Raw genomic sequence first — 12898 nt, 5'->3', positions numbered from 1 at the left:
CGATTTAGGTGGTCACCAAAGTGCTTGGTGCGTACAGGCCTTTGCCCGTTACCAGCGGCAAGTCAAGTGTGGTCCGAATGCCCGGCGGCGCCGCGATCACGGCGGGGATGGCGTTGACGACGCGGCCCGCGGCGCCCGCGATCGCCGCGTGGTTGTGGTCGCCCTTGCGGCTGCTGGGAATGATGTCGACCGCATACGACGGCTCGCCGGTGATCTCGACGCGGTAGGAGCCGTCACCGGAGGCGGGCTGGGGCAGGTCGGGGCGCAGGTCGGGCCGCAGCCGGGTGACGTGCTCGATGACGATGGCCGGATGGCCGTTGACCATGCCGCGAATCTCGAACTGCAGCACCGCCACGGTGCCCTTGGCGACGTGCCCGACCGCGATGTCGAAATCCTCGGGGGCGGGCTCGCGCTGGTAGGACTCGGTGATCTCGTCGACCTCGATGCCGAGGCCGGCCGCCAGCTGACGGATCGCGGTGCCCCACGCGATGCTCAAGATGCCGGGCTGCAGCAGCATCGGGATCTCGTCCATCGGCTTGGCGAACCCCATGTAGTCCATGACCTCGGTTCCGTTGTACGACGCGTAGTCGTGGATCTCCATGCAGCGCACCTGCTCGATGCGCTGACACGTGCCGGCGAGCGCGAACGGGATCAGGTCGTTGGCGAACCCCGGGTCGACGCCGCTGATGAAGATGCTCGAATTGCCTTGCTTGGCAGCGTCTTCCACGCGGGCGATGTACTTGTCGGGCATCACGCCCCACGGGTACTGCAGCAGCCCCGGCGACGAGCCGACGACGTTGATGCCGGCGGCCAGGATGCGCATCACGTCGGCCATCGCCTCGGGCAGCCGGGTGTCGCCCATCGCGCAGTAGACGATGCAGTCGGGCTTGGCGGCGATGATGGCGTCCAGGTCGTCGACGGCGGCGACGCCGGTGACCACGCCGGTGTCCAGGCCGACGCCGCACAGCTCGCCGGCGTCCTTGCCCACCTTCTCGGGCGTCGAGACGCACACCCCGGTCAGTTCGAACTGCGGGTTGGTGATGAGTTCGGCGAGGGCCAGCCCTCCGACATTTCCGGTGCCGACGTGCGCGACGCGGATCGCCATGACAGTCTCCGTCCCTGAAAACCCTGGACAACTTTTCTAGACAGTAGTCCATAAAATTTGGGGCGCATACCGGCGGGACTGGCCGCGGTCCGCGGGGCAGAATCAATCGCTGATGACACCACGCGAAGACCTTCAGTTCCCGTCCGGCGACGATTTGATCAGCGCCTGGCTCTACCGGCCGGCCGGCGACGGGCCGGCGCCGCTGCTGGTGATGGCGCACGGCCTGGGCGCGGTGCGCAGCATGCGCCTGGACGCCTACGCCGAGCGTTTCAGCGCGGCCGGCTACGCCTGCCTGGTGTTCGACTACCGCAACTTCGGCGACAGCGAGGGCCGGCCGCGTCAGGTCCTCGACGTCGGCATGCAACTCGCCGACTGGGCCGCGGCCGTCGCCTACGCCCGCACCTTGCCCGGCATCGATCCCGACCGGATCGCGTTGTGGGGCACCAGTTTTGCCGGCGGCCACGTGATCGCCACGGCGGCCCGGCTGCCGGGCATCGCCGCCGCGATCGCCCAATGCCCGTTCACCGACGGCCTCGCGTCCGCACGCACCATCACCAACCCGCTGGTCGCCGCGCGCATCACCGCCCGGGTGGTGCGCGACTTGCTGGCCCGCCGCCGCGGCCGCCCGCCGGTGATGGTCCCGACGGCCGGTAGGCCGGGCGAGGTCGCGCTGATGAACACCCCCGACGCGTACGCCGGCTACCTGCGGCTGGTGCCCGACGGGGCCGAGTTGCGCAACGAGGTGGCCGCGCGAATCGCGTTGCAGGTCTTCAGCTATCGGCCCGGCCGCGAGACACCCAAGATCGAATGCCCGATCCTGTTCTGCGTGTGCGAAGCGGACTCGGTGGCGCCCGCGTCGGCCACGCTGCGCCACGCGGCCAGGGCGCCCCGCGGCGAGGTCAAGCTATATCCCGAGGGACATTTCGCGATCTACGTCGACGACGCCTTCGAGCGGGTGGTCGCCGACCAGATCGCGTTCCTGGACAAGCACCTGAAAGGCGCGCCCGCCTAGGGTCCGAGCGGGGACGTCGTGCGGATGGCTTCGTCGCGAATGAGCCCGCGCAGCAGCGCGGTGCTGAACTCGGCGGCGATCTCCTTGGCCGACCGCCGCCCGCTCGGGCGAAGCCAGCGGTAGGCACCCAGGGTCATGCCGATGTAGCCCAGCGCCAGCACGTGCGAGTCGCACGGGTAGAACTCGCCGTTGGCGATGCCGCGGTCGATCAGGCCGTGCACGTGGTGATAGACCTGGGCTTCCTTCTCCCGGACCTCGGCGACCTGCTCACTGGTGAACCATTCGGTGATGTAGGGCTGCTCCTGGAAGTACACCGCGGCCCGTTCCGGATCGCTGGCGATGCCGGTGAGCAGCCGGACGGTGTACTGGTAGAGGGCCTCGCGCGCCGTCCAAGACGGGTCGTCGTGCACGGCGGCCAGCGTGCCCTCGGCGGCCTGACGGTAGATGTCGAACAGGATCAGCGACTTGCTGGCGTAGTAGTGGTAGACCGTCGCCTTGTTCAGCCCGATCACGTCGGCCACATCGTCCATCCGGGTGCCGTGATAGCCGCGCGCAGCAAACAGCTTGGTGGCAACCGCCAGCAGCTCTTCGCGCCGGGTCAGCCCGTTCGGGGTGATGCTGTCGGTGGGCATCTGTTCTCACTATCGTCGGTACGGCCAGGCCAGGGGCGGTGCGGCCCAGAATAGCTATCAACTAACTGGTTGGACAGTTTAAGCAAAACGCCGGGTGTCACGTGCAGGCGTATGCGACTAGACTCCTGATCGAACGCGATGAGTCGAGAGGTGGGGCCGATGGATCCGAGTCCGGATTACGACGGAAGCGACGAGATCGAGTTCTTCATGCGGTACCTGACCTGGGGCTTGCGTGGGGTCACCGACGGAAACGGCTACCCGCCGCCGGCGTACCCGCCCGTCTAACCGCCCAGCGCAGCGGCGCTTTTCCCGCCGTTACAGCGCTTTGAGTTCCTCGGCGACCTCGGTCACCGATTTCTTCGCGTCGCCGAACAGCATGCTGGTGCCTTCGCCGTAGAACAGCGGGTTGTCGATGCCCGCGAAACCGGAGTTCATCGACCGCTTGAGCACAATCACCGACTTGGCCTTGTCCACGTTGAGGATCGGCATGCCGTAGATCGGGCTGGACGCGTCGTTGCGGGCCGCCGGGTTGGTGACGTCGTTGGCGCCGATGACGATCGCGACGTCGGTGCGGGCAAACTCGTCGTTGATATCGTCCATGTCCTTCATGGCGTCGTAGTCGACCTCGGCCTCGGCCAGCAACACGTTCATGTGGCCCGGCATCCGGCCGGCGACCGGATGGATGGCGTACTTGACCTCCACGCCCTTGTCTTCCAGCAGCGCCGCCATGTCCTTGACCGCGTGCTGGGCCTGGGCGACCGCGAGGCCGTAGCCGGGCACCACGATCACCTGGTTGGCGTAGGCCATCTGGATCGCGGCGTCGGCGGCCGAGGTGGCCTTGACGGTCTTGTCGCCGCTGTCGCCGCCGCTCGGCGCGATCCCGCCGCCGCCGAAGCCGCCGGCGACGATCGCGGGGATCGAGCGGTTCATGGCCTTGGCCATCAGGTTGGTCAGGATCGAACCGGACGCGCCGACGATCATGCCCGCGACGATCATCGCGGTGTTGTTCAGCGCCAGTCCCGCGGCCGCGGCCGAGAGCCCGGTCATCGCGTTCAGCAGCGAGATGACCACCGGCATGTCGGCGCCGCCGATGGGCAGCACCACCATCAGGCCCAGCACGCCCGCGGCGGCGAGGAGCCCGATCATCCACCAGAGCGGCGCGCCGCCGGTGCCCGGATGCGCGTGCAGGCCGATGACGACGGCCGCGGCCACCGCCCCGGCCAGCAGCAGCAGGTTGATCGGCTGCTGCGCCTTGCCGAAGCCGATCGGCGATCCGGAGATGATCTCCTGCAGCTTGCCGAACGCGATGATCGATCCCCAGAACGAGATCGACCCGATGACCGCGGCGAACAGCGAGGCCACCACGATGTGCACGGTCGGCGACTCGCCGTGCTGGAAGGCCGAAAAACCTTGCGTCTCAATGAATTCCGCGAGCGCGATCAGCGCGACCGTGCCGCCGCCGACGCCGTTGAAGAACGCCACCAGCTGCGGCATGGCCGTCATCTTGGTGTAGCGGGCGGGCGGGACGCCGAGCACGACGCCCACCACCAGGCCGGCGATGATCAGCACCCACTGGTCGGTGTGGCGGATCTTGATCAGGGTCGCCACCACCGCCAGCGCCATGCCGACCGCGGCGATCAGGTTGCCGCGCACCGCCGTCTTGGGTCCGGTCAGGCCCATCAGGCCGTAGATGAAGAGGGCGAACGAGATGATGTAGAGGCCGATAACCAGGTAATTCATTTGGCGGCCGGCGCTTCCGTGCTCTCGGCCTTGGCGGGCAGCGGCTTCTTTTTGCCCTTGAACATGCCCAGCATCCGGTCGGTGACGATGAACCCGCCGATGACGTTCAGGGTACCGAACACCACCGCGACGAACAGGATGATCTGCACCGCCAGCGAGGGGTGCTCGACCGAGCCGAACACCACCAGCGCGCCCAGCACCACGATGCCGTGGATGGCGTTGGTGCCCGACATCAGCGGCGTGTGCAGCGTGTTGGGCACCTTGGAAATGACCGCGAACCCGACGAATCCGGACAGCACCAGGATTGCCAGGTTGGCCAATAGCTCGTCGTACATGTAGTCCTCTCAGTCCCGCGTCACGCAGGAGTCCGCGACGACCTCGTCGTCGAAGTCGGGGGCCAGCTTGCCGTCGGTGAGCAGCAGGTCCAGCAGTGCGGTGATGTTCTTGCTGTAGAGCTCGCTGGCGTGCTCGGGCATGGTGGCCGGCAGGTTCAGCGGCGAGGCGATGGTGACGTCGTGCTTGACGACGGTCTGGCCGGGCTCGGTGAGCTCGCAGTTGCCGCCGGTCTCGCCGGCCAGGTCCACCACCACGCTGCCGGGCTTCATCGCCTCCACCGCCGCCGCGGTGACCAGGCGTGGCGCCGGGCGTCCGGGGACCAGCGCCGTGGTGATCACGACGTCGAAGCCGCTGATCGCCTTCTCCAAAGCCTTCTGCTGCTGGGCGCGCTCCTCGTCGGTCAGCTCACGGGCGTAGCCACCCTCGCCGGAGGCGTCGATTCCGATGTCGAGCCACTGCGCGCCCACCGAGCGCACCTGGTCGGCCACCTCGGGCCGGACGTCGTAACCGGTGGTACGGGCGCCCAGCCGTTTGGCCGTCGCCAGCGCCTGCAGCCCGGCCACCCCGACGCCGAGCACCAGCACGGTGGCCGGCTTCACGGTGCCGGCCGCCGTCGTCAGCATCGGGAAGAACCGGGTGGACTCCGAGGCCGCCAGCAGCACCGCCTTGTAACCGGCCACGTTGCCCTGCGACGACAGCGCGTCCATCGCCTGGGCCCGCGAGATCCGCGGGATGGCCTCGAGCGCGAACGCCTGCACGCCCGCCTGCTTCAGCGCGCCGATCGAGTTCTCGGCGTTGCGCGGCGCGAGGAAACCGATCAGCGTCTGACCGCTGTGCAGCTTGGCGACCTCGGCCTGGGTCGGCGGCGCGACCTTGACCACCACGTCGGCGGCCCACGCGTCGCCGATGCTGGCCCCGGCCTCGGTGTAGAGCGCGTCGGGCAGCAACGCCCGCTCCCCCGCGCCGGATTCGACCACCACCGCCACGCCGCTGTTCACCAGCGACGCGACCGCCTTCGGCACCAGCGCGACCCGCCGCTCGTCGGGGCCGGATTCGGCGACCACTCCTACCGTCGTCTGCGCATTTGTCATGGCGCGTACATCTACTTTCCGTACTTTCCCGTACTGTCCCTGCCGATGGACGTGGCGCCGGCTCGGCCGCGCGCTTCGCTACCTTAACCAGGTTTCACCATGGACGCGTCAACGGCTCCGGCGGCCCAAGGCGGGATACCCCGGCCGAAGGCGATCGACGCTCCGGTCGATGGTTCGCCGCCGCCGCGCGACGCAGTAGCGCCCGCACCGTTGTGAGGTCACAAGCCGGCGTTGTTGCTACCAAAGCGGGATGTCGTGGCCGTGTTCGGACTCCGGTCGGGGCCCGAAGTAGCGCCGCTGCGATTGCTCGATCGGCACGTCGTTGATGCTGGCTTCGCGCCGCGCCATCAGTCCGGACTCGGTGAACTCCCACAGCTCGTTGCCGTAGCTGCGATACCACTGGCCGGACGCGTCGCGGCACTCATACTGGAACCGCACCGCGATGCGGTTGTCGTAGAAGTCCCAAAGGCTCTTGCGCAGTGCGTAATCCAGTTCGCGCTGCCACTTGCGGGTCAGAAACGCCACGATCTCGTCGCGGCCCACGACGTGTTCGTCGCGATTGCGCCACTGCGAATCGACGGTGTAGGACAGGCTGACGCGGTGGGGATCGCGGGTGTTCCAGGCGTCCTCGGCCGCCTGCACTTTCTGGATCGCGGTCTCCCGGGTGAACGGCGGGAACGGGGGGCGGGCTTCACTCATGCCTCTATCGTGCCGCCCCGCCGGCGCGCTTTCACCCCGGCGTAAGCACCGCGCTGACGACCGGAAACCCGGCGACTCGACACGTGTCCTATCGTGACGGGCATGGACTTCGCGATGTCGGCCAAAGCCATCGACTACCACAAGCGACTGTCCGACTTCATGACCGAGTACGTCTTTCCGGCCGAGGCCGAATACGACAAATACCGCGAAGAAGCCGGCCCACACGATCACACGGTCCCGCCCGTCATCGAGGACCTCAAGGTCAAGGCCAAAGAGCGGGGACTGTGGAACCTGTTCCTGCCGGCCGAATCGGGGTTGACCAACCTCGAGTACGCCCCGCTGGCCGAGCTCACCGGCTGGAGCCTGGAGCTCGCGCCCGAGGCGGTCAACTGCGCGGCGCCAGACACCGGGAACATGGAGACCCTGCACCTGTTCGCCACCGAGGAGCAGCGCAAGCAGTGGCTGGAGCCGTTGTTGGCGGGCGAGATCCGCAGCGCGTTCTCGATGACCGAGCCGGCGGTCGCCAGCAGCGACGCCCGCAACATCGAGACGTCGATCGTGCGCGACGGCGCCGACTACGTCATCAACGGCCGTAAATGGTGGACCTCGGGCGCGGCCGACCCGCGCTGCAAGATCCTGATCGTGATGGGCCGCACCAACCCCGACGCTGCCAGTCACCAGCAGCAGTCGATGGTGCTGGTGCCGATGGACACCCCTGGCGTGACGGTGGTGCGCTCGACGTCGGTGTTCGGCTGGCAGGACCAGCACGGGCACTGCGAGATCATCTACGACAACGTGCGGGTGCCAACCACCAATCTGCTCGGTGAGGAGGGCGGCGGCTTCGCGATCGCCCAGGCCCGGCTGGGCCCGGGCCGCATCCACCACTGTATGCGCGCGCTCGGCGGCGCCGAACGTGCGCTGGCGCTGATGGTGCACCGCGCGAACAACCGCATCGCCTTCGGCCGGCCGCTGGCCGACCAGGGTCTGGTGCAGCAAGCAATTGCGAAGTCCCGCAACGAGATCGACCAGGCCCGCTTGCTGTGCGAAAAAGCGGCGTGGACCATCGATCAGCACGGCAACAAGGCCGCCCACCTGTTGGTCTCGCAGATCAAGGCGGTGGCACCGCAGGTCGCGTGCGACGTCATCGACCGCGCTATCCAGGTACACGGCGCCGCCGGCGTCAGCGACGACACGGTGCTGGCCCGCCTCTACGGCTGGCACCGCGCCATGCGCATCTTCGACGGACCCGATGAGGTGCACATGCGGACCATCGCGCGCACCGAGATCGGCCGCGAACAGTCGGCCTTCGCCGCGGCGGTCACCGCAGGATGACCGAGGCGTTGCGAGAACTGTCCGGCGCGTGGAACTTTCGCGACGTCGCCGACGGCGCGAGCGCGCTTCGGCCCGGGCGGCTGTTCCGGTCCGGTGAGCTGAGCCGGCTCGACGACGCCGGACGCGCAACGCTGCTCGAGCTGGGCATCACCGATGTCGCCGACCTGCGCGCGAACCAGGAAGTCGCCCGGCGCGGCCCGGGGCTGGTCCCCGACGGCGTCGAGATCCACCGGCTGCCCCTTCCCGACCTCGGCGACGATGCACCGACCGACAACGAGGCCCCGCACGAGCACGCGTTCCGTCGGCTGTTCGAAGGCGACCCGAACCAATCCGACGAGGCCGTCAACGAGGCCGCCGTTCGTCACATGATCGACGAGTACCGGCAGTTTCCGACCCGCAACGGGGCGCAACGTGCTGTGCGGCAAGTCTTTTCGCTGCTGGGTGCCGGGCGCCCGGTGCTCACGCACTGCTTCGCGGGCAAAGATCGGACCGGTTTCGTGATCGCGACGGTGCTGGAAGTGCTCGGCGTCGACCGCGACACCATCATCGCCGACTACCTGCGCAGCAACGCCGCGGTCCCCCAACTCCGGGACCACATCTCCGAGATGATCAAGCAGCGCTCCGACGTCGAACTCACCCCGGAAGTCATGACGTTCACCGAGGCGCGGCTGTCCGACGGAGTCCTCGGCGTGCGTCCGGAATACCTGGACGCCGCTTTCCAAACGATCGACGACGAATTCGGGTCCCTGGACGCCTATTTACGCGACGCGGGTGTCAGCGAGGCGGACGTCGAACGCCTGCGCGGCGAACTGCTCGCCTGACTCGCTGACCACCCGGTCGCGGCTGGCTCAGCCCAGCTTGAAGTCCGCCTGCTTCGCCGCGGACAGGTCGGTGATCTCGCCCCACTGCGAGGCGATGTCCTCCACCGTCGGCGGCTTGTCGTAGTTGACGCCCGCGTTCTGGAACAGCGCGACGCGCTGCACCTTGCCGCCACCGACGACGAAAACCGAAGCGCTGTTCGGGTTTTCCTCGGTGCACAGGTAGGCCACCACGGGTGCGACGTATTCGGGGGTCAGCTTCTCGAGCACCTCCTTGGGCAGGATGTCCTCGGTCATGCGGGTGGCGGCGATCGGGGCGACCGCGTTGGCGTGGATGTTGTACTTCGCACCCTCCAGCGCCAGGCTGTTGATCAGGCCGACGAGGCCGAGTTTGGCTGCGCCGTAGTTGGTTTGGCCGAAGTTACCGAACAGTCCGCTGGTGGAGGTGGCCACGACGACGCGGCCGTAGCTCTGCTCACGGAAGTGCGGCCAGGCGGCGCGGATGACGTTGTAGCCGCCGTAGAGGTGCACCTTGAGCACGGCGTCCCAGTTCTCGAAGGACATCTTGTGGAAGGTGCCGTCGCGCAGTATGCCGGCGTTGCTGACCACGCCGTGCACGGCGCCGAATTCGTCGAGCGCGGTTTTGATGATGTTCTCGGCGCCCTCGGGTTCGGCGACGCTGTCGTAGTTGGCGACCGCCCGCCCGCCGGCGTCCTTGATCTCCTGGACCACCTGGTCGGCCATGTTATGGCCGGCGCCGGTGCCGTCACGCGAACCGCCGAGGTCGTTGACGACGACGCTGGCGCCCTCCTTGGCGAGGGTCAGGGCGTACTCACGGCCCAGGCCTCCACCGGCTCCGGTGACGACGATGACGCGATCCTGCACTCCGGGCATACGTTTCCTCTCTGCTGTGAAAAACTCAGTGTTGCAACGGTTTCGGTGAAACCAGGGTCAGAACATTCGGCGGGCCATCTTGAAGGCCCGCTCGGTGTACGGAGGGTAGATGAAGCTCGACAGGTCGGGCCGAGTGGGTTTGGTCAACACCGACTTGCGGTGGCTGAACTCCTCGAAGCCATAGCGGCCGTGGTAGGCCCCCATCCCCGAAGCGCCGACCCCACCAAACGGCAGCTTGGCCGTCGACACCTGGAAGGCGATGTGGTTGACCAGCATGCCGCCGGCCGGCACCTCCTTGATCACCCGCTCGCGCGTCTCGCGCCGCTTGGTGAACAGGTACGCCGACAGCGGCTTGGGCCTTGAGTTCACGAAACGTATTGCCTCGTCCAGGTTTTGGACGGTGACCACCGGCAGGACGGGACCGAAGATCTCGTTCTGCATCAGCGGCCCGTTCGGGTCGGGGTCCACCACGACGGCGGGCTGGATGCGCAGGTTCGACGCGTCGCAGGCCCCGCCGACGGTGACCTTGCCGTCTCCGCCGGACAGGTAACCGCTGATCCGGTCGAATTGGCGTTGATTGACCACCCGCATGCCGCCCGGCTTGTCCGAGGTGAACTTGGTGATGGCGGCACCGATCTTGTCGACCAGTTCATCGCGAATCGTGGCGTCCGCCAGGACGTAATCGGGTGCCACACAGGTCTGTCCGGCGTTGAGCAGTTTCATCCAGGCGATCCGCTTGGCCGCCACCTCCACGTCGGCGTCGGCGGCGACGATGACCGGGCTCTTGCCGCCGAGCTCCAGAGTGCAGGGCGTCAGGTGCGGTGCCGCGCCCTCGTAGACCTTGCGGCCGATCTCGGTGCCGCCGGTGAACAGCACGCGGTCCAAGCCTTGGGCGATGAGCTCCTGGCTCGTCGCGCCGTCGCCCTCGACCACCGCGATGGCGTCCTTGTCGAGATACTTCGGCACCAGCTCGGCCATCAGGTGCGCGGACGCCGCCGCGATCTCGGACGGCTTGAGGATGACGGCGTTTCCGGCGGCGATCGCTCCGACGGCCGGACCCAGGGTCAAATAGAACGGGTAGTTCCAGGCGCCGATGATCAACACGGTGCCGTAGGGCTCGTACTCGATCCAACCGCGGCCGGGAAGTTGCGGCACCTCCAGCAGCTGGTACTTGCGGCGGGTCCACCTCCGCACCTTCTTGGCCGCGTACTTGGCTTCGCCGGCGGTGGTGGCGATGTCAGCGATGTAGGCCTCGAAGGGGCTGCGGTCCAGGTCTTCGGCGAGCGCGGCGGCGATCGCGGCCTCGTTCTCCTCCATCAGCTTCGCCAGTTGCAGCAGCTGCCGCTTGCGCCATTCGACGTCGCGGGTACGTCCGGTGGCGAAGGTCTGACGAAGGCGGGCAACCGTGGCGGGGACGTCGGCCGCAGCCGCCCCGTTGGTGGAGTCCTTGGCGAGCGATGTCTGCGATGCAACCGATTCGGTGGTCATCATTGTCCTTCCCGAGCAGAGTCCCGCTGCAAGGCGGCCGCTCATCGGTGATAACCGCGATACTAACCATCCGGTTGGGAGAGCAATAGGAAGGATCCGCCCAACCCCGGTCTCGCCGGGCAGTACCACCGCGGTTGCGGCGCGGTTACTTGACGCAGGGCACCTTCGCCGCGGTCATCTGGCTGAGGTCGGTCGGCGCCGGGGCGCGGTCGCCGGTGCCGGTGGCGGCGACGGCACTCACCTGCCCGGACCCCGACGGGTCGGTCGTCGCGCCGGGGTGGGCGAGGTAGTCCGCCGCGGGAAACCCCGTCCCCACCGTCAGCCGCACGGTGGCCGCGGCCACGGCGCCGTTCGCCGTCGCGGGCATGTGCAGCTGGTCGGCCAGGAGCTGCGCGCCGCGGTCCGCCCCGGGGCCGTATTCGATGACGCTGTCGTCGGCCGGGGCCGCGGCGGTCGTGGCGCTGCCGCGGGTGAAGCCGCGGGCCGCGAAGGCCTCCTCGATGGCGGCCGCGAGTCCGTCCCGTGCGGCCGCGTTGACGACGTCGAGGATCACGGGTTCGGTCAGCACGGGTGCCGGCTGGGTGGCCGGTGACGCGGCCTCGAGCGCGACCGGCGTGTCGGACATAAACCGCTCGTTGACGATGCGCCGGATCGTCGGAAGGTCAACCTGGTTGATGTCGGACCCGTTGGCGTCCTCGCCGAAGCCGGAGATGGGCAGGGTGTACAGCGACAGCGGCCGCTCACTCAATTGCGAGGCCCGCGAGGCCAATTCCATGATGTCGAGCCCGTCGTCGACGGCGACGTTGTCTCGGGCGACCTGCAGCAGCTTACGCAGCCCGCTCACGCTGGACAGCGCACCACCGCTGCGAGCCGCCTGGACCAACGACACCAGGAACGCCTGCTGCCGTCGCGTCCGGTCGAAATCGGTGAAGGAGCCGTCGTTTTCGTCGCGGCGCTGCCGCACGAAGGCCATCGCGTCCGCGGCGTCGATGCGCTGCACCCCCTGATGGAAGTCGGCACCCGAATAGCTGTCCCGCGTATCGGCGTTGAGGCACACCGTGATCGGCTCGACGGCCTTGGCGATTTGAAAGAACGCGCCCAGCGTGATCTCGACGAAGTGGTCGACGGAGATCCCCAGAAAGTCGTTGACGGCGCTGATTTCGGCCTTGCGCCCAGCCTCGCGGGCGGTCTGCTCGCGGGCCGCCAGATTGGTGGCGCCCGCCCCACCCGATTTCCCGGCCGCCTGCGAATTCAGCGACTGCTGATAGGCCAGCCCGTAGGCCTGCTTGATCTTGCCGGCGCAGACCGACCCCGGGCAGCCCGGTAGCTCCGCGTAGTCGTCGCGCGGAATCGAGATCGCGGTGACGGGCCCGTCACCGTCCGAATGATGCACGACGATAAGGACATTCGCGTTGTAGCCGCCCGAGCTTTCGTCCCCGGCGTGCAGCGCGTCGTAGATCTCCTGGGGCAGCGGCTGACCGTTCTGATCCAACCTGCTGTCCAAGCCCATCAGCAAGATGTTCTGGTTGCCGTCGAGCGTCGTCGCCGCATGGGGCAGCGCGTGGGAGATGATGATCCTGCCCAGCGCGGTGTGGTAGCCCGTCCAGCCGACGCCGGTGATGGCCATGACGAACGCCGACGCGATGCTGGCGACCAGGCGGCCCTTGAGCAGCACCCAACGGTGCGATCGCCCCGATCCGCCACTGGCCATAATGAGTGACCATTGTCCCCGATGACCAGGCGAATTCCCG

Annotated in this window: 13 protein-coding genes; 4 read left to right on the top strand and 9 right to left on the bottom strand. The window is 67.9% G+C overall.

The annotated features are described in order from the left end of the window. Nucleotides 1–4 precede the first annotated feature (4 nt). Nucleotides 5–1105: a diacylglycerol kinase gene (locus A5622_RS25805; protein ID WP_066882082.1), complete on the bottom strand. Its 1101-nt coding sequence runs from the start codon at nt 1103–1105 to the stop codon at nt 5–7. 112 nt (nt 1106–1217) lie between these two features. On the opposite strand from A5622_RS25805, the gene A5622_RS25800 reads away from it, so the two are divergent. Continuing rightward, the gene (locus A5622_RS25800; protein ID WP_066882081.1) at nt 1218–2117 is read left to right on the top strand and encodes an alpha/beta hydrolase; all 900 of its coding nucleotides are present in this window, start codon (nt 1218–1220) and stop codon (nt 2115–2117) included. Here A5622_RS25800 and A5622_RS25795 read toward each other — a convergent pair. Further along, nucleotides 2114–2749, bottom strand: a complete 636-nt coding sequence (locus tag A5622_RS25795; protein ID WP_066868225.1) for a TetR/AcrR family transcriptional regulator — start codon at nt 2747–2749, stop codon at nt 2114–2116. The two genes, A5622_RS25800 and A5622_RS25795, sit on opposite strands and share 4 nt — an antisense overlap. A gap of 159 nt (nt 2750–2908) precedes the next feature. Here A5622_RS25795 and A5622_RS29405 point away from each other — a divergent pair, with 159 nt between their 5' ends. After that, nucleotides 2909–3034: a hypothetical protein gene (locus A5622_RS29405; protein ID WP_003874194.1), complete on the top strand. Its 126-nt coding sequence runs from the start codon at nt 2909–2911 to the stop codon at nt 3032–3034. Nucleotides 3035–3064: 30 nt separating this feature from the next. On the opposite strand, the gene A5622_RS25790 is transcribed toward A5622_RS29405, so the two are convergent. The 4 genes from A5622_RS25790 to A5622_RS25775 all read right to left on the bottom strand — a co-directional run bounded on the left by A5622_RS25790 (nt 3065) and on the right by A5622_RS25775 (nt 6615). Further along, entirely contained in the window at nt 3065–4489 is a 1425-nt protein-coding gene (locus A5622_RS25790; RefSeq protein ID WP_066882079.1) for an NAD(P)(+) transhydrogenase (Re/Si-specific) subunit beta, read from the bottom strand. Next, nucleotides 4486–4824 carry an NAD(P) transhydrogenase subunit alpha gene (locus A5622_RS25785; protein ID WP_066882077.1) on the bottom strand — a complete coding sequence of 113 codons (339 nt, stop codon included), beginning with the start codon at nt 4822–4824 and terminating at the stop codon, nt 4486–4488. Before A5622_RS25785 ends, A5622_RS25790 begins: the two co-directional genes overlap by 4 nt. 9 nt (nt 4825–4833) lie before the next feature. After that, nucleotides 4834–5916, bottom strand: coding sequence for a Re/Si-specific NAD(P)(+) transhydrogenase subunit alpha (locus A5622_RS25780; RefSeq protein ID WP_066882075.1), 1083 nt, complete (start codon nt 5914–5916; stop codon nt 4834–4836). 237 nt (nt 5917–6153) lie between these two features. Continuing rightward, nucleotides 6154–6615 carry a nuclear transport factor 2 family protein gene (locus A5622_RS25775; protein ID WP_066882073.1) on the bottom strand — a complete coding sequence of 154 codons (462 nt, stop codon included), beginning with the start codon at nt 6613–6615 and terminating at the stop codon, nt 6154–6156. 114 nt (nt 6616–6729) lie between these two features. Between A5622_RS25775 and A5622_RS25770 the strand changes: the two genes are divergently transcribed. Both A5622_RS25770 and A5622_RS25765 read left to right on the top strand, forming a co-directional pair. Beyond that, nucleotides 6730–7947 carry an acyl-CoA dehydrogenase family protein gene (locus A5622_RS25770; RefSeq protein ID WP_066868243.1) on the top strand — a complete coding sequence of 406 codons (1218 nt, stop codon included), beginning with the start codon at nt 6730–6732 and terminating at the stop codon, nt 7945–7947. Next, entirely contained in the window at nt 7944–8768 is an 825-nt protein-coding gene (locus A5622_RS25765; protein WP_066882071.1) for a tyrosine-protein phosphatase, read from the top strand. The genes A5622_RS25770 and A5622_RS25765 overlap by 4 nt, the downstream gene beginning before the upstream one ends. 27 nt (nt 8769–8795) lie before the next feature. Here the strand turns inward: A5622_RS25765 and A5622_RS25760 are convergent, their stop codons facing one another. From A5622_RS25760 to A5622_RS25750, 3 genes are all read right to left on the bottom strand, one after another. Then, on the bottom strand, nt 8796–9659 hold the full coding sequence (locus tag A5622_RS25760; protein ID WP_066868214.1) for an SDR family oxidoreductase: 864 nt from the start codon (nt 9657–9659) through the stop codon (nt 8796–8798). Nucleotides 9660–9716: 57 nt separating this feature from the next. Further along, nucleotides 9717–11150: an aldehyde dehydrogenase family protein gene (locus A5622_RS25755; RefSeq protein ID WP_066882069.1), complete on the bottom strand. Its 1434-nt coding sequence runs from the start codon at nt 11148–11150 to the stop codon at nt 9717–9719. Nucleotides 11151–11292: 142 nt separating this feature from the next. Next, nucleotides 11293–12858: an LCP family protein gene (locus A5622_RS25750; RefSeq protein WP_066882067.1), complete on the bottom strand. Its 1566-nt coding sequence runs from the start codon at nt 12856–12858 to the stop codon at nt 11293–11295. Nucleotides 12859–12898 lie beyond the last annotated feature (40 nt).

The organism is Mycobacterium sp. 1245801.1, assembly GCF_001673055.1.
Taxonomy (GTDB): domain Bacteria; phylum Actinomycetota; class Actinomycetes; order Mycobacteriales; family Mycobacteriaceae; genus Mycobacterium; species Mycobacterium europaeum_A.
This window is presented reverse-complemented; position numbering and strand designations above follow the sequence as displayed.